This is a genomic window from Paenibacillus sp. JT22N7 (assembly GCF_059383875.1).
The window spans coordinates 95,160-117,679 of record NZ_JBXENY010000014.1; the positions used below are offsets into that span (position 1 = coordinate 95,160).

The window sequence follows — 22,520 nt, forward strand, 5'->3', positions numbered from 1 at the left end:
ATCCCCTTTTCAAAATAATCAAATGTATAGTTGTCGCTCTATTCCTTATGAAAGGCCCCACAGCTGTTTTGCCGTATCGCCGATAATTCGAATACCATGCACAATATCCTCATCCGCCACGCGGGAAAACCCTAGTCGCAGCGTATTGTTGCCCCGTCCATCCGTAAAAAAATGATGGCCTAAAGTAAAAATAACGCCTTGCTGTGAGCACGCCTCCAGAAGCTCCCGCACCTTGCATGCTTCCCGAAAGGTCACGAACAGATGCAGCCCGCCATCCCCCGACAGCGTCTCATAGGGAACATAGGCTTTGCAGGCTTGCAGCGTCAGCTCGTATTTACGCTTGTATTCCGCCCGCGCCCGCTTCAAATACTTATGCAGATTGCCATTATGCAAATATTGATAGAGCAGCGATTGGTCAAGCGTCGAGGTATGAATGTTGCGGGCCCGCTTCATGCTTTCCAAATAATCAATCAGCTCTCGGTCTGCCAGCACCCACCCCACCCGCAGGCCGGGGAACAGCACCTTCGAGAAGCTTCCAATATAAATGACGCTGTTGCCGCTGCCCGCCGATGCGATGAGCGGCGGCACATGCGCTCCGGAATAACGCAGCTCCTCATTAAATCCGTCTTCAATGACGGGAATTTCATAACGGCTCATGAGCTGCATGAGCGCCAGCCGTTTCTCCATCGACATCACGATGCCTGTCGGATTGTGATAGGAGGGGACAAAATAGGCACAATCGTAGGGGCGCTCCTCCAAAGCCCGTTCAAGCTCCCCCAAATGGATGCCATCCGGCTCCATCGTAACGCCCTTAATGTCAAAGCCATGCAGCTTGAGATTTTTTATCGCGGTATGATGGGTCGGATTTTCGCAGAGGACTGCGCCGTGCTTTTGCCTGAGCGCAGCCAGTACAAGGTCAAATCCTTCCGTAAATCCGGCAGTGATGAGCATATCCTTGCCCTGCACATCCACGCCCTTGTTCTCCATATAGGTCATCAAATACTGAATCAGCGGCTTATAGCCTTTGGCATAACCATAGTTCAGCAGCACATGGCCCTCCACCGACATACGGCCCAGAAACGCCTGCTTCACATGATCCAGATCAAACAGCTTCTCATCCGGGGCAATGCTCGTAAAAGAAATCGTACTCTTACCTGCGCGAATGCCGCGCTTCATGAGGTCCAGCTCCTCCGCAAGCAAAGCCTGCCTGCTCAGACGCTCCTTCCATGGCAACTGCCAAGACAAGGACGACGGGGCGGCGCTGCCCGCCGAATCCTCTGACACATAATTGCCTTTGCCTTGCAAGGCATATACGCGGCCCTCGTCCGCCAGCTCCGCATAAGCGGCAATGACCGTATTGCGGCTCACGCCGAGCAATACGCTAAGCTCGCGTGTCGAAGGCAGCTTCTGATGGGGCTGCAGCGCGCCTTTTATCATTAAACGCTTCATATAATCTTTCACTTGAATCGATACTGGACGGCCTTCTATGAGCTTGAAATCATGATACACTTCTCAACGCCCCCACCTTTATCATGGCATATGGTCCCGCCCGAGCGTAAACGGCTGTCGCCATCCTTTGGCGGCAAAGCTGTCGTTTCGCGGAGAAATATAGAGAAAGGATTGAAAAATCATATACTTTCCTATATTTCGAGCGTAAACGGCTGTCGCCGTCCTTTGGCGGCTCGGCGCGTTTCAGTCCGAGAAATATAGAGAAGGGCTGAAACCATCATATCCTTTCCTATATCCTAACAAAAGAACCACGACGCCGGATTTTTCATCCTGTCGTGGTTCTGCAAGCAGCGTCCTCTCGTTGCCGATCCGTCTGCTGTTCATCATCCTTCATATCTGCAAATAAAATAAGGCCGGGACCTGCAAGGACCGATACGGTCCGAATCCATTCACATGTATCCAAATCGACGTAGGCACGCGACACTAGGGTGCTCTGCGTCTCGCTTAACTGCGCAATGGTAGGAATGAAGTAGGGGCGCCAGCTCCAATTCGCCCCATAATATTCCTCCTGCCGCTCCCACTCGCCAGCCTCCACCCTGCAATAGTTGGCCGATAGCTGAATGCCGTCCTCCCGGCACAAATAAATGCGAACGCAGCTCGGCGGCAGCTCCTCCAACAGTCCGGCAATCCATCCATTGCCTGCTCCGGGTTCGTCCTCTCGACCGAAAGCGAAAGCTTGCTCCTTGTCGATGAACGCAGCAAGCTGCGCCGCTTCCTTCTGCCAATTCCTCTCGGTGCGCAAGCGCTGCTGGACATATTCCGCAAGCTCGGCCTCCAGTGCTGCGGCGAAACGATCCGCTCGCTGAAATTCCGGCTCGGCCTTGGAGAAGAAGAAGCCCTGCACATAACGGGTACCCGCTTCAATCGCACGCACCAAATCCTGGCGCGTCTCCACTCCTTCAGCGAGCAGCGACGCCCCGATCTGCTCTGCCAGCGCGGAGAAGGAACGAAGGGCGCCTAGATAGCCATTGTGCGTCGCGCTCTTTTTGATCATATGAATGTCGATTTTCAGTATATTCGGCTGAATATGGGCGATACGATCCGTACTGCTGAATCCGCTTCCTACATCATCGATCGCAATGAGGCACCCTCTCGAACGGTACAGATCCACAATGGAGCGCAGCTCATCCATCGGGCCATTAAAGCTTTCCTCGGTAATCTCGATGACGATGCGGCGCGGATCAATCCGGTATTTATCGATCAGCTGCAGCGTAAACAGCTCGCCGGATTGCTGATAGCGATGAATCCAGTTCGGCTTTAAATTAATAAACAGCAGCGACTCGGAATTTTCCGCACCCAGCTTGCGCATCGCCTGCTCCCGCAAAATCCGATCGACCGCAATATGATCCTCTACCGAAATGGCGGCGTCTCCAAAAAAAGGGCCCAAGCTTCGCACGCGCTCGCCTGCATAGGCTCTGCCCAGCACCTCATACCCCATAATGGTTCTGGTGTCCATCGCCAGAATAGGCTGATAGAAGGCAGCAAGCTGCTCGCCCTTAAGGCCTAGCGATTCCGGTATCTTTCGCATCGTTTGTCGGTCCTTCATCGCGTGCTCCTCTACATAAAAACGATGTCATATATTCTTCCATTGTTAAAGTTAGACCCTATTGTAGCGGAATCGACATTCGTTGTAAAGAAGCGACAGCGTTCGCTAAGACCGATTTTTCCCCAGCTGTTCGGGCTCCGAATGCCCTGCTCGCCCTATGCTCTAAATCAACCGCACCATATGCGTGACATTATCGCCCTGCGCGACCTCAATGACATGATGCTTCGCGTGATAGGAAACTTTGCCTGCGCCCACCTCGATCAGCGCTTGCTCGCCCAATCCGAAAAACACATCATCGGCCAACGCCTCCATCACCTCGTGCTTTTCTTCTTCTCCCAATGCCTCCCACTCTTCCTTTTCCATTTCAAAAAAAGAGTAGCTTCCCTCAATCGCGCTAACCGCTGTTGTCAGTTCCTTCAATATATCCGCATATTCCCTTGCATGCTTTACGCCCATAATAAGGTTCCACCTTTTCACTGATTTATATGATTCATTTTACCTCATTTTCACAATTTTTAATGCCTTTCTGTTTAAATCCTTTTCAGGTCTAATCTCACCGCCCCCTTCTGTCGATAATATAAATAGAGAACTTTCGAAATTGTATTGGACGGGGTGTATAATGAAAAATTCAACTATTATCGGTATTGTTCTAGCTATCATAGGTATCTTTGGCGGGATGGTCGTCAAGGGAGCTCCAATTTCCAGTCTCTTGAATCCTGCTGCCTACATGATTATCATCTTGGGTACCGTCGCAGCCGTAATGATCGCTTTCCCCATGTCAGAGCTAACAAAAATCGGCAAGCTGTTTAAAATGGTATTTGGCACTCAGAACTTGACTTCACGTGAACAACTCATTACTCAATTTATGGAATGGGCCGGCATTACACGCCGCGAAGGCCTGCTCGCTCTTGAAGCTAAAGTAGATGAAATCGAAGATAATTTCCTGCGTAACGGCATGCGGATGATTATTGACGGCAACGATCAGGAATTCGTTCGTGACGTTCTGCTTGAGGATATTGCCGCTACAGAAGACCGCCATAAAGTCGGCGCGCTTATTTTCACCCAAGCAGGTACATACGCTCCTACACTCGGGGTACTCGGCGCCGTGGTCGGCCTGATTGCCGCCCTGTCGGATATGAGTGACATTGAGAAGCTGTCCCATGCTATCGCCGGCGCGTTTATCGCAACGCTGCTCGGTATTTTCACAGGTTATGTGTTATGGCATCCATTTGCCAACAAACTCAAGAGGCTTTCTAAAGCCGAGGTTCAAATTCGTCTAATGATGGTAGAAGGCTTGCTCTCTATCCAATCAGGCGTATCCACCATCGCAATCAACCAAAAGCTGTCGGTATTCCTGACTCCGACTGAGCGTGAGAAGATGAGGGAGAAGGAGGAAGGGGCCGTTGAGCAAAAAGCATAGGCACGAAGAACATGAGGAGCATGTTGACGAATCCTGGCTCATTCCTTATGCCGACTTGCTCACTCTGCTGCTGGCACTGTTTATCGTATTGTATTCAATGAACTCGGTAGACGTAAAAAAATTCGAGGAAATGAGCAACGCCTTCAATATCGCCTTCACCGGCGGTACAGGCCTGCTTACCGATCCAGCTGCGGTCACTACGGGTGATCAAAGAGACAAGCAGGAGCCGTCACCTAACGATTCAACGCAAAACCCAGCTGCTGGTGATGACGAGAAGGACGATGCGCAGAAGCGCCGTGAAGAGCTGATGAAGCAGGAGCAAGAGGATCTGGAGAAGCTGAAGAAGCAAATCGATGACTATATTAAGAAAAATGGTCTCACCTCCGACCTTGAGACGAAGCTCAACCAGTCCCAGCTGATGATTACTATTAGCGACGAGGCACTGTTCGCATCTGGCAGCGCTGAAGTGAAGGAAGATTCGCGCGAGCTCGCCATTTCCATCGGCACGATGCTCCAGCAGTACCCGGACTACGAAATTATCGTATCGGGACATACGGACAACAAACCGATTAACACCTATCTCTTCAGATCGAACTGGGATTTAAGCACCTCCCGTGCTGTACGTTTTATGGACATTTTGCTTGAAAACCAACAGCTCTCACCGACCAGATTTACCGCAAGCGGCTACGGAGAAAATCGCCCGCTTGCCAGCAACGACACCGAGGAAGGCCGAGCGAAAAATCGCCGCGTTGAAGTATCCATTATCCGCAACTATGTAGATTTGGAGAAAGCGCAGGAGCTTAAAATCAAACCAAAAGAATAACCGGCTTGGCAGCACGAATGGGTAATAGAAAAGCCGTCGCCCCTATGCTTATGCATCGGAAGCGACGGCTTTTTTTGCTATTAATGAAAGTAATCGCATTAGTGCTTTTATTTCGACAGAACATTTTCACTAAACCACTTTCTAAGCTGGTTGATTTGGGCTTGGTGGTAGCGGCTATGGTCAGCCATATGCCACAACCCCCAGCGTATAGTTGCTTGCTTTTCATTTTCATGACCGAAAGTGACAACTTTATCTAGATCAGCATCTATTAATTGTGCACATATGTCTTTCAACATATTTAAAACATCCTCATAGCTGGAAATAAGCGTGTTCAAGGGCATGCCTTGGACCATGGGAAGCCGGTTATTTTCATCTATCATAGGGCCATATTGTTCTTTCAATAACTGCGGAAGCGGCTGTCCTTTTATTCTATAAACCCAGTTCAGATCAACATAGAGGATATGTTTGATTAACTGAGCCGTACTATTTGAATGATGGCTAGGCCCCTTGCTGTCTACTTCCTCTTGCGACATGCCGCTTGTGATGAATTTTAGTCGCTCACTGTTCTCTTTTACAGCGGAATATAGCATCCCCACAATCGGCGACATATTCGCTTCACCTTTTAAATCATGCAGCATCCTAGCTCAGCCCCTCGTCGTTATTTGCTAGTGTTATAAAAAAAGAAAGCTCCCGAGCCTTCGCTCGAGCTGCTTCCTCCACATGATACGACCATTTCTAACTATTGATTCGATTCTGATTTAGACCCTGCTTGTGCAGACGATGACGGCGACGGCGAAGCTGGCGTATAATCCAGCAGATCAAACAGCTGCGCCTTCTCCAGCTCCGTCAAGTCTCTCCATTCGCCGTTAGGCAGCTCGCCCAGCTGAATGTTCATAATGCGTACCCGCTGAAGCTTACGCACATGGTAGCCAAAAGCTTCGCACATTCTGCGAATTTGGCGGTTGCGCCCCTCGGTCAATACGATGCGGAACACGCGGTCCGCACTGCGCGTCACTTTGCAGGGCAGCGTCATGCTGCCCAAAATTTTGACACCCTCCGACATGCCAATAACAAATGATTCGCTGATCGGACGATCCACGGTCACAATATATTCCTTCTCATGCTTGCCCTCCGAACGCAAAATCGGATTCACGACATCGCCGTCATTCGTCATGAGAATAAGCCCTTCCGAATCTTTATCGAGTCTGCCAATCGGAAAAATCCGCTCCTGATGGTGCACATAATCAACGATGTTGCCCTCAATATGCAGCTCAGTCGTACAAGTGATGCCAGCTGGCTTGTTTAAAGCGATATACACATGCCCCTTATGTTCACCAATACGGTTGCCGTCAATGCGCACATCATCGCCGTGCTCGGCTTGGCTGCCTAGAAGCGCCGTGTGACCATTAATGGTCACACGTCCGTTCTCAACAAGCTTGTCCGCTTCCCTTCGCGAGCAATAACCGGTTTCACTAATAAATTTATTAATTCTCACTTGCGCTCACCTCATTCAAGTATGCCGCTCATTCTGCTGTTCATATTAACCTGCAGCGCTTGCTTTTTCTACTAGTATACCTCCGTCTCCCTCGTCTTTCAAAGCAGGGAGCGTAATCGTCACCGTTGTTCCGGCGTTCACTTGGCTTTGAATATCAATCATGCCTTGATGGCTCTGGATAATACGCTGGCTGACCATCATGCCAAGTCCGGTACCGCTCTCCTTGCCCGTCACGAATGGACTGCCGATTTGCGAAATCAGTTCCTCTGGTATGCCGATGCCTTCATCTGCTATTTCTATCGTAATGTGGCCCGTATTTCGTTTCAAGCGTATGTAAATGGGCCCTCCAGCCGGCATCGCTTCAATCGCATTTTTCAGCACATTAATGAACACTTGCTTGAGCTGATTTTCCTCACAGGAAATCAGGCAGGGCTCTTCGGCGAAAACGGTCAGAAATTCCGCATTATGCAGATGAGCCTCGCTATCGAGAAACAGCAGTACGTCGCGCAGCACCTGCTTAACATCCTTTAAGGTAAACTGTGTCGCCTGCGGCTTGGCCAAAATCAAAAATTCGCTGACAATCAGGTTAATGCGATCCAGCTCCGACAGCATCAAGCTTGTATGCTCGGTATTGCCCGTACGATTTTTCAGTTGAAGCTGGAGAAAGCCTCGCAGCGTCGTCAGCGGATTGCGTATTTCATGGGCGACACCAGCCGCCAGCTGACCAACTGTCGTCAGCTTCTCGGAGCGGCGCAGCAGCTCCTCCATCTTGTTGCGGCTCCTCATGTCGCGAGTAATGCTCGCGAACGCCTTCACCTCGCCCGCGCTATCGCGAATAGGGGATATCGTGACGCTAACGGGGATAATCTCGCCCAACTTCGTTAAACGCTTCGTCTCCTGTGCAGGGAGCACCTTGCCCGCTAGAAGCGAGGCAAGGATCAGCTTCATTTCGCCCCGGTGGCTTTCTGGTATGAGCGTAAGTTGGCTGCCAAGCGCCTCTTCCGCTGTATAGCCATAAAGCTGCTCGAAGGCTTGATTCACTTGAATAATGATTCCCTGCAGATCGACAACATGGATCGCATCACTCGTATGATTAATGAAGGATTGCAGAAAATTTTTCATCCGGCGGTTTTCTTCAAAAGCTTTGCGCAGCTTGTCCATGTAAATGCTGAGATTTTGCGACATCGCGTTTATTTTCACAGCAAGCAGGCCAAACTCATCCCTGCTTCTCACTTTAATGAACGAATCAAAGCGGCCGTGAGACACCTCATTGACCTTCCATAAAATCGATTTAAGTGGACGGAGCAGCATCCCCGACAGCAAATAGCTGCCAAATAAAATAAATAACATAAAGATGCCGGCATATTTCAGCCAATCCTTCACCTTGTACGCAGCCCGATCCTGAAAGTATTCGTAGCTATAGACGATGCGGATAACAGCGGGCTGCATATTTTTATTGCTGTAGTAGCTCTTTAAATAAGCGGCCCCGTCCGTTTCGATTTCATTAACCCGATAAAGACGATCCTTGGCTGTCAGATTAATCAGCTCTTGTTCAAACTCGGCGTCATAGAGGCTCTGTTTGCCGTAAATAATATCATAGCTAGCTACGCTCGTAATCTGCTCCTCATGTTCCTGAGGCCGTAATATGGTTATATCCAAAATGCGTGCGTCCCAACGCTTCCAGTCTTCAATCAGCTTATTAAGCTGCTCCTCCGTCTCTGCATCAAGAGGCATGCCCGCCGCCAGCTCGTTATTTGATAAAGCCAGCGTCTCGTAGAGCTGTACAGATGCTTTGCTCAGCATGCTGCCAAGATTTTTGTGCATATTGCGAAACATCGAATATTGGTCCACAATAAGTAGGGTAACAAACATGGAGAAGAATGCTATCGCAATCAGTAAGCAGAGCTTGAGTTTGAATGGCACTACGAAGACCACCTTTATCGTCGTAAATTCGAACGACTTATCCACATTTTATAAACAATATACGCTACTTATACACATACTGGTCGAATATTTTGTGTATAAAAAAGTGTATAACCAGAAAGTTATCCCCAATGTTATCCACCACATGTTAACAACAGAATATTTGTTCGCTGAATAAACGCAATTGATTTTACATATATAGGAGGGATTGCATCATGCTGCAAGAGCAGGAAGACGAATTTTGGATGCAACAGGCTATTGAGGAAGCCAAAAAAGCTGAGCAAATTGGTGAGGTTCCCATAGGAGCAATTGTTGTTAAAAATCATCAAATCATTGGGAGAGGTTACAATCTTCGAGAAACGCAGCATGATCCTACTGCCCACGCCGAAATGGTCGCCATTCGCGATGCATGCAAGGAATTGGACGCTTGGCGGCTGCTCGATTGTACCTTGTATGTAACATTGGAGCCATGTCCAATGTGTGCTGGAGCTATCGTCCAATCCAGAGTGAAGCGTGTCGTTTATGGTACCGGCGATCCCAAAGCAGGATGCGCAGGCACGCTAATGAATTTGCTGCAGGAGCCGCGTTTCAACCACGAAACGGAACTGACTAGCGGCGTATTGCAACAAGAATGCGCCACAATGCTTACCCAGTTCTTCAGGAAGCTGCGACGGAAAAATATATAGTTGACTAGTCGTGTTTACGACGCATGGAAGAACCAATCATCTCATCACGCTGCATCTGTTGAAGGGCAACGATTAGTTGATCTGCTTCCTCGCTAATCGCAAGAACGTCAGGGTCTGTCAGACTACCTCGTGCTTCGGCTATCTCATGGAGCTTTAGCCTTAGCGATTGCAATTGATCGAGTAGAATTATTTTGTCCATAGCTCGCTTCGTGGCCCACTCCTTAAATATAGCGCTCGTGTGGCAATTTTATTTTATTATACGCTTATTCCGGTGGGCTGTTTGTAAAAACGTGTCGACAATCACCTATAATTTTCAGGCAACTTTCGACAAAATCAGGATTAGCTTCCAAAATAGTAGTCCATTATACCCATTTTTAAAGTTTTAATGATTAACCAAATCAGCAACATATTGGTAAACCTGACATTCATGAATGGTTGCTGCTGTTCATTTCTTCATTTGGGAAAGTCATTTTTATTTTCCCGACATGCGATGTCGATTTATCCACCACGATTTTGTCGTAATACATCTTTTTTTGTAAATGAAAGCTGACATTATCATGGAAGGCGCGGCTATCTGTGCCGTATCTTTATGCATTTTGCATAGCATAGAAGTACACCCCTAGGAGAAACCTTGATATAGCTGACATTTTGAAAAAAAGCCCTGCCTCCTGACGGTTATCGCCAAGGGGCAAGGCTTCTCTCGCTTGCAAAATGCTGAAAGCGTTTGTCCCAAACAGATCTTTCATTCTGGAACTATGATTCCGTAAGATTGTAGGAAATCATCTGATCAGCTATGTCCTTCATCGATTGGCTTGAGCTTTGCAGACGCTCGATCACGCTCGTAAAAGCGCTAACCATGGAAGCCTGCTCCTCGGATGAGGCCACAATTTGCGAAATTTCGCGTTCCATGCCTTTTATCGACGTCTGAATATCACCAAGCGCCTTCTCAATTTCTACAGTCGCTTTTTTGGAATCGACGGACAGCTTGCGCACCTCGGTGGCCACGACGCCAAAGCCTGCTTCACCTGCGCGCGCCGCTTCAATTGCTGCGTTCAGCCCGAGCATATTCGTCTGCTCAGATACCTCTTTAATAAAGCCCGCTACTTTGTTGATTTGCTTCGAGTTTTCCGCTGTTGTTTTCGAATTTTCCGAAATTTGTTCACTTGCCGCTTGCAATTCCTCGGAGTGGGCTGCCATTTGCTGTACCATCTGCACCAAATGCTCTGTAATGGAATGACTTTCGCGCACAAGATGCTCCAGCTGATTCTGGTTCGTTAAATTATAAGCAACGCAAAAAACAGCCTCCACCTCGCCATTCTCGTTCTTAAGCGGTATATTTACAACATCCATTGCAATTCCAAACGTTTCCTGGGGAATATGGGTGATGCTTTCCTCCCTGCCATTTTTGAGCGCGGCAAAATTCATAAAACCCTCAGAAAGCGTATCGCCTGTTTTGAAGCCCATATCGACTCCCGGCATAGGCAAATAATAAAGCATATGAGTGCGGTCATATAGAGACAGGCTTGCACTCTCCCGCATCATCTTCCGGATGTAAGGCATGGCGTGGAGCATAGCTTGGACTGAATTCATATTGGTATCCCTCACTGTCTAATTCAAGTTGTTTAATTATATTTCGGTAAAAAAGAACTGATTTTTTAGGTCTTTTGAATTATTTTTTATTAAATTTTTAGTAAAAACTCTTTAATCCGTTCGACAATATGTTCCACATGGAACATTATCCTTCGCGAATGCTGTTGAATTCATGATTTGAAAGAAAGCCAAAAGCCGCTTGTTTCGGGAGCTTGCTGCAAGGAGCAAACGCTCAAAACAAGCGGCTTTATGCGACTTCTTACCCCATCATATACCTTCATACAGCTTCAAGCTGGAAATAACGTTTTATTAGCAAACGAATGAACGGCTTTTTCTTTGCGCACCCTTCGACAATGGCTGCTAAAATAAAATGATACCCGCTGCCCCTGCTCCGGCAATGATAATAAACGGATGCAGCTTATAGCGCATTAGTAAAAACAAGCTGCCTGCAACGATGAGCAGCATTCCCGCGAACGACCAGCTCAGAATCGCGCCATCATTCGGATAACCGAAATGAATGGCCGCATAGACCATTAGGCCGGTAATCATCGGCTTCAAGCCGTAAAAGGAGGCCGACAGCCATTTATTATTTTGAAGGCGGAGGATAAACGCTGACAGCACAATCATGAGCACCAGCGACGGCAGCACCATGCCAGCAGTCGATATGATCGCTCCCGTGATGCCGGCTGTCTGATAACCGATTAACGTCGCCGAATTTGTTGCAATGGAGCCCGGCGCCATCCCGGCAAGGGAGACGGCCTGCTCAAATTCCCCTTGCGTCATCCAGCCTCGGGATAGAGCCTCATATTGAATAATCGGAATAACCGCGTAGCCCCCTCCAAACGACACACAGCCTATTTTCAAAAAAACAATAAACAGCTCTCCGAGCATGCTCCGTCCCCCCTCCCCATTTCCCGTCTAAATGTAGTATTCAATTTCGCTGCTGCTTCTGCTGACAGAAGCTTTCTCCGTCAATACCTTCATCCCCAGCAGCTGCTTGCCCTTCGTGAATATGATGCCTCCAAGCAGCCCCGCCATGACGACGTAAATCGGATTAATCGCAGTAAACAGCAGCACAGCGAGCGTCACAACCGCTACGAATGTCGTCGCAACATCAAACAATGCCGTCCGCGCCATGCGGTAAGCGGCCATCACCATTAAGGCGATGACCGCCCCATGTATCCCTTTAAGCGCCGCCACCAGCTTCGGATGATCGCCAAAGGCGCGTATAAACAAGCCCAGCAGCAAAACGAGCAGCAGCGTAGGGAGCGTTATGCCAACGATGGCGATAATAGCTCCTGCGGCACCGGCCTGGCGATAGCCAACCATCGCTGCAGCATTGACGCCTACACCGCCTGGCGCTGACCCTGCTAGCGAAATGAGCTGCGTCCATTCTTTTTCATCCAGCCACTGCCGCTTCTGTACGGCCTCCCGCTCGATCATTGGCATCATCGCATAGCCGCCGCCAAACGTTGTAGGTCCAATTCGAAAAAATATCCAAAACAGCTGCAGCAGCATGCCCAGCCGTTTATTTTGTCCATTTGCCATGAGGTTCCCTCCATTGATGGGGTGATGCTTTCTCTCTATTATACCACCTTTATTCCATATTGAATTTAAGTAATTGAAAAAAGGCTCGTAATTTCGTTTTATCGAAGCTATTCGATTGAATTATGAGTGATTTGGGTTGAGTTTATTTCTTTTCGAATAAATGTTCGAAGCAGACATGAACATAGCGACTGTCCATGAATTACGATATAATGAGGAGTGGCACTTTCATTTTTTTCATCCTACCTACAGTAAGCAGGGATTAGTTATGTACAAAGCGGAACGGAGCGTTCCCTCTCATAAAGAGCTTATTTATACACAAATCGCCGAGCAAGGCACCGTATCGAAAGCGGAGCTGCTGGACAGGCACAAGCTGACGAGCAGTACGCTAACGCGTGTATTGGAGGAGCTTGTGATGGACGGGCTGATTCAGGAGACGGGTCTTGGTCCCTCCAGCGGCGGCAGACGGCCGATTTTGTATCAGATTCATGCGGAGTACCGGTACATCTTTGGACTCGAAATTTCGCGTTTCTCTTCGACATTAGGCTTATTCGATATGCAGCTGAATCAGAAATCACTCGTTCGCTGGCGGATGGATGAAGCGATGACACCGCAGGCGCTGGTCGACTACGCGTCGCAGCTGATGCGTACCCTTCTTCGGGATCACCGGATTGAGCGGGAGCAGATTCTCGGCATTGGCATTGGGGCGGTTGGGCCGCTTGACCGGAGCAGCGGGATGATTTTGGACCCGCTGTATTTTGCGGCCAGGGGCTGGACGCAGGTTCCGATTTGCCAGATGTTTGAGGAAGCGACCGGATTCACAGCGTTTCTCGAAAATGGCGCCAACACCGCGCTGCTCGGCGAGCGCTGGGCGCTGCGCCATGAAGACATCGAGCATGCGCTGTATGTGCATGCCGGCGTCAGCCTGCGCTCCGCGATCATGTCGTATGGCCGTATCGTCCATGGCACGATGGATATGGAAGGCTCGATCGGACAGATGATTATTCACACTGATGGGCCACGGCTGTCTTCGGCAGGAAATTACGGAGCGCTGGAGGCGTACGCTTCGATTCAGGCGCTGGAGCATCAGGCACGCTCCCATGCGAAGATGGGGCAGGATTCGCTGCTCAAAGCGTATTCCGTCACGCCCGAGCAGCTGAACTATGAAGTGCTGCTGCAAGCTCTGTCGGCCGATGATCCGTATGTGCGGGAGCTGTTCCAGCAGTCCGCCGTCTATTTCGGCGTCGGTCTGGCGAATTTGATTAATATTTTTCATCCGGAGCTTGTTATTCTGGGCGGCGCTTTAATTAATTCAAAGCCTATGTATTTTCAGACCGCTACAGATACTGCGAAGAAAAACACCTACTACTCCCCCGCCTATGAGCCGAGATTTTCCAAAGGCCAGCTCAAAGAGGATGCCGTCGTAACCGGCGCGGCGCTGACTGTGCGTAATAAAATGCGGATTTAAAGAGCGTGGTGCAAATCGTGCAACCGTGCGGTAGTACAGCAAAAAAGTGAAGCATACTGACGATTCCTAAGCTGGATAGGCTGACCAAGCGGTTAGACAGGCAAGTATTGTTGCTTGATCCCGCCTTCCATGGTAAAATAATCAATGCCGCGCGCCCGTAGCTCAGCAGGATAGAGCGACAGTTTCCTAAACTGCAGGTCGTACGTTCGAATCGTATCGGGCGCGCCATAATAAAGACTTCAAGCCCTTATTCTCTAAGGTTTTTTCTTTTTTACACACTAAACAAATTGGACTCTAGTCTGATTGGTTACCAGTTAGGCAAGAGTTGGGAATAATTTAAGAACATTTGGGGGCCATTTTTTCAACTGGCGTGCACACCCTGCAACAGCAAAGAAGCCCCATTAACCATACGGTTTCTGGGGCTTCTGAACTTTCGTAAATAGCAAATCAAATACAGGTTAGATCCTCATTTTAAGCTTACTTCCTATTGAGCAGTTCATTCAGGCATACAGCCCCATGCTCACGCACATTTACGACCAGCACCGGCGTCTCCAGCATTCCGCCAATCCATGACATGTAGGCATCTGCATGCTCGTTAGGAATAATCGTCAAAATCACTCCTGCGAAGCCTCCGCCATGAATACGGCATGCGCCAGCGCCGATTTTCTTCAAATAATTTTCGGTAAGGGACAGCGCAATCGCAATCTCTTGATGTTGAACAGCTCCGCTTTGATATACGTTCTGAAGCCACTTCCACGAAGAATTCCCCGAATCCGTAATGAGCGTCAAGAAATCATTGAACCTGCCATCCTCAAGTGCCAGCACCTGCTCATCGACGCGCTGATTTTCCGCAAAGAAATGCAAGGCGCGCAGTACAGCCCGGTCTCCAGCCGCTTCTCTAACCGCCTTCAAATTAGCGTAAATATCCTCTGGCGCTAAATCACGGCAGACCGAAGCTCCTAGCGATTTGGCTACCGCATACATCTCATTAGGTACCGCCGCATAATCCTCTGTTAAGTCCGCATGATTCCCGCCTGTATTTACAATGACCAGCGAGAAGCCATTTTTCTGAAAATCCCATTGAACGGGTTTGATTACAGGCTCTTTGGGCGTCTCGAAATCAATCGCGATTAATCCGCCATAGGCGCAGGCCATTTGGTCCAGCAGGCCGGACGGCTTATTCCAATAGCGATTTTCAGCAAATTGGCCGACTTTAGAGAGCGACACAGCATCAAGCTTTCCATCATTATAATAATGATTTAGAATCGTGCCGATTAGCATTTCGAAAGACGCAGAAGAGCTTAATCCCGATGCAGCAAATACGTTGCTCGATATATAAGCATGGAAGCCGCCTACTTGAAAGCCCGCATTAATGAATCCGGCTGCAATGCCGCGAACCAACGAGGTCGTGCCATCGTCTCCAGACCGAGGCTGTATATCCTGAAGATCAATCACATATTTCGTTGCATAGCCTTCCGAGAAAAAGGTAATAACAGGCTCGTCCACCTTCACCGCCGCCCCAATCGTATCCAGCGTAATGCTTCCCGCTAGAACCTTGCCGTGATTATGATCCGTATGGTTGCCGCCAATCTCACATCTTCCAGGGGAGCTAAACAGTCCAATCTCCTGCTCTCCGAAATACGTCTGAAATTGCTCAACAAGCGATTGATACCGGTTAGTTTGCTCTACAAGCTGCTGCTTGCCATACATTTGGACAAGCAGCTCCTGTCCCTCGGCCGTTTGCAGCCTTTTTAGCATTTGATTACTCATCTTAATTCCTCCTATATGTCACCTTTAATTGACTTAATAGACTTGATTAACTCGATAAACTTGAACCATACTCTTATCTACAGCCGCTTCATCACAATTATCTCAAATTATGTCCCTATATAGTAGGGCACGAATGCAAGATATACGCTCTTCTTAAACGCCTAGTCCATCCTCCCCAATTCACGCCTCACATAGGAATATTTAACTATTTTTTACAAATTCATATCACTATAGCAGATGTTCACATGCTAGAATATGGACGAACGCTAAGATTAATGATTCATGGGAGGAATGGAATTGATGAAGCTTACACAACGGAAGTCATCCTTGTCACAAAAATGGATCAAGTCGCTCATCGCTCTATCTGTCGCTATTCCGCTGCAAGCTGGTTTATGGGGCGGTACGACTGCGGTTCACGCCGAAGGCCCTGCAGATCCGGCCCCTTTTATCCAGCCTAAAGTCGTGAACGAAAACGCTGGAAAAAAGATTTTGTTCGACAATACCCACGCCCAGACTGCTGGAGCAGCAGATTGGGTCATTGACGGCGGCTTCTCTGATTTCGGCGACGCACTCGCTAATGATGGCTATTATGTTCAAGAGCTTCGCAAAACAACCCCATTTACCTACAATGATTTGAAAGATTACAGCGTATTCGTCATCGCAGAACCCAACATCCCTTTCAAAGCAACAGAACAAGCTGCTATGACGCAGTATGTAGAAGGCGGCGGCAGCATTTTCTTCGTTGGCGACCACTACAACGCCGATCGCAACAAAAACCGCTGGGACGGCTCCGAAGCGATCAACGGCTACCGCCGTGGTGCATGGACAGATCCGGCAAAAGGCATGAGCGCTGAAGAGCGCAGCTCAGAGGCCATGCAAGGCGTAACCAGCTCAGACTGGCTGTCCGACCATTTTGGCGTTCGCTTTCGCTACAACGCGCTTGGCGACATAAGCGCTAATCAAATTGTACCGCAAGAGCAGGCCTTTGGCATCACCGCTGGCGTATCCGCAGTTGCGATGCATGCGGGCTCCACGCTTGCGATTACCGACCCAACCAAAGCCAAAGGCATTGTATATTTGCCACAAACGAATCAAGCTTGGGGCAGCGCCGTAGACCAGGGCGTATACAACGGAGGCGGTGTCGCTGAAGGGCCTTATGTCGCTGTCTCCAAGCTGGGAGCAGGCAAGGCCGCTTTTATCGGGGACTCCTCTCCGGTTGAAGATGCTTCTCCAAAATATTTGCGCGAGGAAACCGGAGCGCGCAAAACGACCTACGACGGCTTTAAAGAGGAAGATGACGGCGTATTGCTTGTGAATTTGGTTAATTGGCTCGCTGAGCAGGAAAGCTACACGAGTCTAACTGAGGTTGACGGGCTGCAATTGGACAGCGCTACGGCACTGCTGCCTTTTGAGGACCCTACCGCTTCGACGGAGCCGCAGCCGGAACCATGGTCCGCGCCAAGCGCAGGCTACAAATGGTACGACCGTTCTACGTTTAAGCCTGGCTCGTACGGCGGCCCAACAGCGAGCGCCAATGCCGCTTACAGCTTCGTCAAGCAGGCGACGCTTCCGAACGCGCAGGATTTTCAAATTCGTGTTGTCGCCGACAATTTGCCTGCCAATACGACCATATCCGGCTTTAGCGCCGGCATTTATTTGACCGGAGGCACGCAGGTCGCCATGGTTCAAAATGAAAATGGCACCTGGCCGACTGCCTACGGCTACAGCTCAGCTTTTAGTGTCACATCGGACAGCAAAGGACATGCCTTTAAAGATTTGACCGTCCGCATTAAATCTGGAACGTCCGGTGCAGCCAGCTTGCGCCTGCGCTTGAACGGAAGCAATCTGATTACGAACGCAGTAACCGTAGGCAATGTACCGGCAGAGCCGCTTCCTGAAGAGGAAGGTCCGATCCCTGCTCTGGTTCCCATTACGGAAGCTCGTAATAAGCCAGTCGGCTCGACCGTAACGGTTGAAGGAATCGTGACGACGGAGCCGGGCGCATTTGGCGGACAAGCTTTTTATTTGCAGGATGACTCAGGCGGCCTTTATGTGTTCCAAAGCGCAAGCGGCTTCCATCAAGGCGACCGCATTAAAGTGACAGCCGCTACAGCTCTATACAATTCGGAGCTTGAGTTGACCGATGTTATCGCTATCGAAAAAACCGGCACAGCGCCACTGCCAGCCCCCCTTGCAGCAGACCGCGTCTCGGCAAATAACCAGGGTCAGCTTGTTCAGCTTTCAGAAGTAACGATTCAAAATTTGACGAGTGCAACGCCAGTCGGTTCTTTCGAGTTTGACGCCGTCGATGCTGCCGGAATCAGCAACCATATCCGCGTAGACACACGCACTGGCTTATCGCTAGCTTCCTTCCCTTATGTCGAAGGCCAGCAGGTTAGCATTACAGGCGTTGCCGCTATTTTCAGAGATGTCTTTCAATTGAAGCCACGCGGGCTTAGCGATTTCACCCTGCAAGGCGATACAGCCACTCCGGAGACAACGGCTTCCCTTTCCGCTTCGCCTAATGAGGCGGGATGGCTGAACCAAGACGTTTCCGTAACCTTGACAGCAACCGATGACGCAAGCAGCACCTCCCCTCTTCGCACAGAATACGCCGTGAACGGGAGTGTCTACCAAGCCTATGAAGCACCATTTCTTATTAATGAGGAAGGAAGCTCTGTTATTTCTTTCTTCTCTACAGATGCGGCTGGCAATAAAGAAGCGGTGAAATCTGTAACGGTCAAGCTGGATAAATCAGCACCCGACGTGATTTTAACGCAGTCCGGAGGCGCGATAGCTGATGCTTCCGAGACGGATACGCTTATTTTTGCGCTGAGCAGCTCGGATGCCTTGTCTGGTATTGCTAGCGAGCAGCTGCTGCTGGACGGCCAGCCTGTTAACAGCCCTTATTCCATTAAAGGCTCTGAGCTTGGCATTGGCACTCATAACGTTGCTTACTCGGTAACGGATTTTGCCGGCAATCAAGCTTCCCTGCAAGCTTCTTTCCGCATTACCGGGCAGCCGCTTGCGGTAGGTGCTCCTGGAATGCCTGTGCTTTCGAGCAACAACGGCTATGATACAGGCTTGCAAGACGGTGACTATACGATTTCCTTGAATATGTGGTGGGGCAACAATGGGACGAGCTACAAGCTTTATGAAAATGGCGAGCTGATTGACAGCCAGACGCTGCCTGATGTCTCCCCCTCTGCCCAATTTGCCCAAACCCATGTAAGCGGCAAGGCCAATGGAACGTACACGTATACCGCTGAGCTTACGAATGCCAAGGGGACAACCCGCAGCGAGGTCTTAACGGTACGGGTGACCGATGCGTCTCCGGGCAAGCCTGTGCTGTCGCAAGACAACTGGGACGGTGACGGCCAATACAGCATTACCATGAATATGTGGTGGGGAACGAACGCGACGGAATACCGTTTGTACGAAAATAACGAGCTCATCGATACCCAGTCGCTGAAAGCAGCTGCTCCTGCCGCTCAACATGCCGTAACAGCACTGTCTGGCCGCCAGCTTGGGTCTTACGAATATCGGGCCGAGCTTGTGAATGCAGCAGGAGTGACAACGAGCGAAACGATAACCGTTCAAGCAAGCGTAAACGGCTGAAGCCGTCCTTTGGCGGCAAAGCTATCGTTTCGCGGAGAAATATAGAGAAAGAGGATAAAATAATCATATAATTTCCTATATTTCAAGGTGAAACGGCTGTCGTCGTCCTTGGCGACGCGGCGCGTTTCATTCCGGGAAAAATAGAGATAGGATAACGAAAGAATATCCTTTCCTATATTTTTAAAAAATAGTTCTGCCTATTCTGGCGACAAGCTCCCAGTACCGGACAGCAGCGCTTGCTCATCCATTCTTGCTCACAAATTCAGCTCTCGCGATTCCTTTATGGAAACACGAGAGCTTTTTTATTTAGCAACGGTATTTGACGCACACAAACCTTTACCCTGCTGTAACCTTCCAATTCCCCGCGCGAGGGGCATCCAGCGGCTGATGCTTGCGGATGTAATTTTCTGCGAGCATCGCCATATCCGTATCACCGGCAAAAAGAACAGGCTTTCCTGCATACATCGCATAATTGCCGCCGCCAGCCGCACGATAGCTGTTCATTACAACCGAATACTGAGCATCCATCTGCAAGGGCTCTCCATCGCGATCAAGCTTGACCACCCGGCTTCCCTCCGGCCGTGAAATATCCAGCTCATAGTCGATGCCTGCCCACATGTCGTAGTTATAATGCTGCGCCTTCGGCTCCATGTACAATGGATTTACAATAATCTCCCCCTGAACGTCCAATGAAAAATAACACGCGGCCTGCTCCAACGCAGCCCGAATGTCCTGTCCGCTTAGCCCCAGCACCGTCAGCGTGTTCGGATAGATGAAATTCGTTAATACATCCCGCATGGTCACCTTGTTCCCAAAACCGCGCGCCTCCTCGCTTAGCAAAGCGGCGTTAGAAAGCTGTGCCCCCGTAGCCTCCATCTGGACCTGATGGACAAAAGCAAGGAACGGATGGGCATCCAGCCTCAGCTCGGCCGCCTTCTGAATCGACAGATCGCCAATGATTTCGCCAATCGGCTGATCCAGCCAAGCTTGCGTACGTCGCTCCAGCTCATCGGTAAGCGTAAGAACGGCGGCGTCAGGCAAGGCAGACTCCTCTGGATAAAGCAGCTCGGCTCGCTTGCTCGCAATTGCCCAGCGGCCTTCGGGCTGCCGCTCCAGCTGTACCGCAACATGAGCAGCAGATGATCCGTTATAGCCCGTCTGCACAATCGTGACGCCATGCAGCTCCTCCGCAAACGACCGATGCTGATGCCCGGTCAGCAATACATCTATGCCTTCCACCTCGCGGCAAATGGCATAGGCTTGATTTTCACCCGTCAGCGGTTCGGCTGGTTGACCTGTTTCTAGATCATTTTCGAAGCCTCCGTGATAGCTGACTATAACGAGATCCGGTTGCTCCTTGTCGCGTATGTGCTGAACCCATGTCCGAATCGTCTCTAATGCATCAAGAAAACGCAGCCCTTTCATATTCTGAGGCTGCTCCCAGTTGGGGATGTAGTGGGTTGTAGCCCCAAGCAGAGCGACTTTTACGCCAGAAGCCATATGCTTCATGATGTACGGAGGCCCAAAAGCGGGCTCGCCACTTTGTTCATCGACGATATTAGCCGACAGCCATGGAAATTTTGAAGCCTGAACAGCACGGTTCAGCATATCCAGGCCGTAATTAAATTCATGATTGCCCATAACAGCAGCATCATAGCCAAGCTCATTCAACACCTCTATAAAAGGATGCGTGTCATAGCTGTCTTGAAAGGCAGCAGCGTAGGAAGCCAGCGGCGAGCCCTGCAGCAAATCCCCATTGTCCACCAGCAGCAGCTCAGGCGCCCGTTCGCGTTCCTGCTTAATTCGCGCTGCCAATAAAGCCAGTCCGTTATGGCTGTAGGCATTGGTCGGGTAATGGATCGGACGGATCGCGCCGTGCAGATCACTCGTCAAAATAATATCGCAGGTGTACTTGTTCGTTTGCGTCAACATAAACCTCTCCCTCGTTGCAGCATCATTTTTTTCCAATGTAACTATTCTAGCAAAATCATTTTCAACTTAGCAGTGCATAAGCTTGTTTTACAATTAATTCATTTATCGTTGATACTCCGCAAATATAAATTGAATATAGTAAGCAAGTGTCAAAAAATACAATCTCTTGGAGGGTTTTTGATTGAAAAAGATGTATGCCTTTATGTTGCCTCTGTTACTGACTACGCTCTTGCTTGGAGCTTGCGGAACGAACAATACGACTGGTTCGGCTGGTACCGAATCCGCTAGTCCTAGTTCAAGCCCATCTACAGCTGCCTCAACTGAGCCAGCACCAACAGCTAGTGCAGACACAGGCTATGTGCCAACAACACTGACTGTCCAATTCGTCCCTTCACAAAATGCAGATACGCTGGAAGCGAAAGCAAAGCCGCTTGAGAAGCTTCTGGGAGACAAGCTTGGCATTCCGGTAAAGGTCAGCGTGTCGACTGACTACAACACAATCATTGAAGCAATGGCATCTAAAAAGGTAGACGTTGGCTTCCTGCCTCCAACTGCTTATGTACTGGCTAAAGAAAAAGGCGCAGCTGAAGTTATTTTGCAGGCGCAGCGCTTTGGCGTAAACGATGAGACTGGCGCTCCTACAGACCAGCTTGTTGATTTCTACAAATCCTTGATTATTGTCAAAAAAGATTCACCGATTCAATCGGTGGAAGAGCTTAAAGGCAAAAAAATCGCCTATCAGAACGTGACGTCATCCGCTGGTTTTGTATGGCCGGCCGCCCTGCTGATGGACAAGGGTCTGAACCCGCTTAGCGATGTGCAGCCTGTAACGGTTAAAGGCCATGACCAAGGTGTTATTGCGGTAATCAATGGCGATGTGGATGCGGCGGCGATTTTCCAAGATGCGCGCAATACCGTCATGAAGGATTTCCCTACCGTGTTTGAAGACACGCGTGTGCTTTCGTTTACAGAAGCGATTCCTAACGATACGATTTCCGTTCGTTCCGACATGAGCGCGGAATGGTCTGCTAAAATTACGCAAGCTTTCATTGATATCGGCAAAGATACAGAAGGACATGCCATTATTAAAGAAATTTATTCCCATGAAGGTTATGTGCAATCCGATGACAGCAAGTTCGATATCGTTCGTCAATATAATGAAAAAGTAAAAACAGAGTAGTACGATTTTTCGTCC

18 protein-coding genes and 1 tRNA gene are annotated in these 22,520 nt (G+C 49.5%); 7 read left to right on the top strand and 12 right to left on the bottom strand.

The window, feature by feature from the left end; genetic code table 11:
* Positions 1-45: 45 nt before the first annotated feature.
* The 3 genes from AC50Y5_RS29390 to AC50Y5_RS29400 all read right to left on the bottom strand — a co-directional run bounded on the left by AC50Y5_RS29390 (position 46) and on the right by AC50Y5_RS29400 (position 3,511).
* Positions 46-1,509, bottom strand: coding sequence for an aminotransferase-like domain-containing protein (locus AC50Y5_RS29390; RefSeq protein ID WP_494864981.1), 1,464 nt, complete (start codon positions 1,507-1,509; stop codon positions 46-48).
* 265 nt (positions 1,510-1,774) lie between these two features.
* Complete coding sequence (locus AC50Y5_RS29395) at positions 1,775-3,055, bottom strand: EAL domain-containing protein (RefSeq protein WP_494864982.1); 1,281 nt, start codon at positions 3,053-3,055, stop codon at positions 1,775-1,777.
* Between the two features lie 162 nt (positions 3,056-3,217).
* A complete protein-coding gene (locus AC50Y5_RS29400) occupies positions 3,218-3,511 on the bottom strand; it encodes a hypothetical protein (RefSeq protein ID WP_056035103.1) in 294 nt (97 codons plus the stop codon).
* Between the two features lie 163 nt (positions 3,512-3,674).
* On the opposite strand from AC50Y5_RS29400, the gene motA reads away from it, so the two are divergent.
* Positions 3,675-4,475 (top strand): flagellar motor stator protein MotA, encoded by an 801-nt coding sequence (gene motA / locus AC50Y5_RS29405; RefSeq protein WP_056035104.1) that lies wholly within the window; start codon positions 3,675-3,677, stop codon positions 4,473-4,475.
* A complete protein-coding gene (gene motB, locus AC50Y5_RS29410) occupies positions 4,459-5,298 on the top strand; it encodes a flagellar motor protein MotB (RefSeq protein ID WP_056035107.1) in 840 nt (279 codons plus the stop codon). Before motA ends, motB begins: the two co-directional genes overlap by 17 nt.
* Positions 5,299-5,405: 107 nt before the next feature.
* On the opposite strand, the gene AC50Y5_RS29415 is transcribed toward motB, so the two are convergent.
* The 3 genes from AC50Y5_RS29415 to AC50Y5_RS29425 all read right to left on the bottom strand — a co-directional run bounded on the left by AC50Y5_RS29415 (position 5,406) and on the right by AC50Y5_RS29425 (position 8,716).
* Positions 5,406-5,936, bottom strand: coding sequence for a DinB family protein (locus AC50Y5_RS29415; RefSeq protein ID WP_056035110.1), 531 nt, complete (start codon positions 5,934-5,936; stop codon positions 5,406-5,408).
* A gap of 101 nt (positions 5,937-6,037) precedes the next feature.
* A complete protein-coding gene (rluF, locus tag AC50Y5_RS29420) occupies positions 6,038-6,793 on the bottom strand; it encodes a 23S rRNA pseudouridine(2604) synthase RluF (RefSeq protein ID WP_494864986.1) in 756 nt (251 codons plus the stop codon).
* A gap of 45 nt (positions 6,794-6,838) precedes the next feature.
* Positions 6,839-8,716 (bottom strand): ATP-binding protein, encoded by a 1,878-nt coding sequence (locus AC50Y5_RS29425; RefSeq protein ID WP_494864987.1) that lies wholly within the window; start codon positions 8,714-8,716, stop codon positions 6,839-6,841.
* 215 nt (positions 8,717-8,931) lie between these two features.
* Between AC50Y5_RS29425 and tadA the strand changes: the two genes are divergently transcribed.
* Entirely contained in the window at positions 8,932-9,402 is a 471-nt protein-coding gene (tadA, locus tag AC50Y5_RS29430) for a tRNA adenosine(34) deaminase TadA (RefSeq protein WP_056035119.1), read from the top strand.
* 4 nt (positions 9,403-9,406) lie between these two features.
* On the opposite strand, the gene AC50Y5_RS29435 is transcribed toward tadA, so the two are convergent.
* The 4 genes from AC50Y5_RS29435 to AC50Y5_RS29450 all read right to left on the bottom strand — a co-directional run bounded on the left by AC50Y5_RS29435 (position 9,407) and on the right by AC50Y5_RS29450 (position 12,540).
* On the bottom strand, positions 9,407-9,601 hold the full coding sequence (locus AC50Y5_RS29435) for an aspartyl-phosphate phosphatase Spo0E family protein (protein WP_056035122.1): 195 nt from the start codon (positions 9,599-9,601) through the stop codon (positions 9,407-9,409).
* A gap of 554 nt (positions 9,602-10,155) precedes the next feature.
* On the bottom strand, positions 10,156-10,992 hold the full coding sequence (locus AC50Y5_RS29440) for a methyl-accepting chemotaxis protein (RefSeq protein WP_494864990.1): 837 nt from the start codon (positions 10,990-10,992) through the stop codon (positions 10,156-10,158).
* A gap of 360 nt (positions 10,993-11,352) precedes the next feature.
* On the bottom strand, positions 11,353-11,883 hold the full coding sequence (locus tag AC50Y5_RS29445; protein ID WP_494864992.1) for a chromate transporter: 531 nt from the start codon (positions 11,881-11,883) through the stop codon (positions 11,353-11,355).
* Between the two features lie 27 nt (positions 11,884-11,910).
* Positions 11,911-12,540, bottom strand: coding sequence for a chromate transporter (locus AC50Y5_RS29450; RefSeq protein ID WP_056035132.1), 630 nt, complete (start codon positions 12,538-12,540; stop codon positions 11,911-11,913).
* 265 nt (positions 12,541-12,805) lie between these two features.
* On the opposite strand from AC50Y5_RS29450, the gene AC50Y5_RS29455 reads away from it, so the two are divergent.
* Complete coding sequence (locus AC50Y5_RS29455; RefSeq protein WP_494864994.1) at positions 12,806-14,005, top strand: ROK family protein; 1,200 nt, start codon at positions 12,806-12,808, stop codon at positions 14,003-14,005.
* Positions 14,006-14,156: 151 nt separating this feature from the next.
* A tRNA-Arg gene (locus tag AC50Y5_RS29460) sits at positions 14,157-14,233 on the top strand.
* Positions 14,234-14,482: 249 nt separating this feature from the next.
* Here the strand turns inward: AC50Y5_RS29460 and AC50Y5_RS29465 are convergent.
* Complete coding sequence (locus AC50Y5_RS29465; protein ID WP_494864996.1) at positions 14,483-15,775, bottom strand: galactokinase; 1,293 nt, start codon at positions 15,773-15,775, stop codon at positions 14,483-14,485.
* A gap of 300 nt (positions 15,776-16,075) precedes the next feature.
* On the opposite strand from AC50Y5_RS29465, the gene AC50Y5_RS29470 reads away from it, so the two are divergent.
* Positions 16,076-19,393, top strand: a complete 3,318-nt coding sequence (locus AC50Y5_RS29470) for an OmpL47-type beta-barrel domain-containing protein (RefSeq protein ID WP_494864998.1) — start codon at positions 16,076-16,078, stop codon at positions 19,391-19,393.
* Between the two features lie 336 nt (positions 19,394-19,729).
* Here AC50Y5_RS29470 and AC50Y5_RS29475 read toward each other — a convergent pair whose 3' ends face one another.
* Positions 19,730-21,325 carry a bifunctional metallophosphatase/5'-nucleotidase gene (locus tag AC50Y5_RS29475; RefSeq protein WP_494865000.1) on the bottom strand — a complete coding sequence of 532 codons (1,596 nt, stop codon included), beginning with the start codon at positions 21,323-21,325 and terminating at the stop codon, positions 19,730-19,732.
* 181 nt (positions 21,326-21,506) lie between these two features.
* On the opposite strand from AC50Y5_RS29475, the gene AC50Y5_RS29480 reads away from it, so the two are divergent.
* A complete protein-coding gene (locus tag AC50Y5_RS29480) occupies positions 21,507-22,505 on the top strand; it encodes a phosphate/phosphite/phosphonate ABC transporter substrate-binding protein (RefSeq protein ID WP_056035145.1) in 999 nt (332 codons plus the stop codon).
* The last annotated feature ends 15 nt before the right edge of the window (positions 22,506-22,520 follow it).

What these genes read in the sequence shown, in the direction of transcription:
- AC50Y5_RS29455 (WP_494864994.1), top strand. Translation starts at nt 12,806, where the DNA reads ATGTACAAAGCGGAACGGAGCGTTCCCTCTCATAAAGAGCTTATTTAT.
- AC50Y5_RS29400 (WP_056035103.1), bottom strand. Translation starts at nt 3,511, where the DNA reads ATGGGCGTAAAGCATGCAAGGGAATATGCGGATATATTGAAGGAACTG.
- tadA (WP_056035119.1), top strand. Translation starts at nt 8,932, where the DNA reads ATGCTGCAAGAGCAGGAAGACGAATTTTGGATGCAACAGGCTATTGAG.
- AC50Y5_RS29445 (WP_494864992.1), bottom strand. Translation starts at nt 11,883, where the DNA reads ATGCTCGGAGAGCTGTTTATTGTTTTTTTGAAAATAGGCTGTGTGTCG.
- AC50Y5_RS29440 (WP_494864990.1), bottom strand. Translation starts at nt 10,992, where the DNA reads ATGAATTCAGTCCAAGCTATGCTCCACGCCATGCCTTACATCCGGAAG.
- AC50Y5_RS29435 (WP_056035122.1), bottom strand. Translation starts at nt 9,601, where the DNA reads ATGGACAAAATAATTCTACTCGATCAATTGCAATCGCTAAGGCTAAAG.
- AC50Y5_RS29415 (WP_056035110.1), bottom strand. Translation starts at nt 5,936, where the DNA reads ATGCTGCATGATTTAAAAGGTGAAGCGAATATGTCGCCGATTGTGGGG.
- AC50Y5_RS29395 (WP_494864982.1), bottom strand. Translation starts at nt 3,055, where the DNA reads ATGAAGGACCGACAAACGATGCGAAAGATACCGGAATCGCTAGGCCTT.
- AC50Y5_RS29470 (WP_494864998.1), top strand. Translation starts at nt 16,076, where the DNA reads ATGAAGCTTACACAACGGAAGTCATCCTTGTCACAAAAATGGATCAAG.
- AC50Y5_RS29475 (WP_494865000.1), bottom strand. Translation starts at nt 21,325, where the DNA reads ATGTTGACGCAAACGAACAAGTACACCTGCGATATTATTTTGACGAGT.
- motA (WP_056035104.1), top strand. Translation starts at nt 3,675, where the DNA reads ATGAAAAATTCAACTATTATCGGTATTGTTCTAGCTATCATAGGTATC.
- AC50Y5_RS29465 (WP_494864996.1), bottom strand. Translation starts at nt 15,775, where the DNA reads ATGAGTAATCAAATGCTAAAAAGGCTGCAAACGGCCGAGGGACAGGAG.
- AC50Y5_RS29450 (WP_056035132.1), bottom strand. Translation starts at nt 12,540, where the DNA reads ATGGCAAATGGACAAAATAAACGGCTGGGCATGCTGCTGCAGCTGTTT.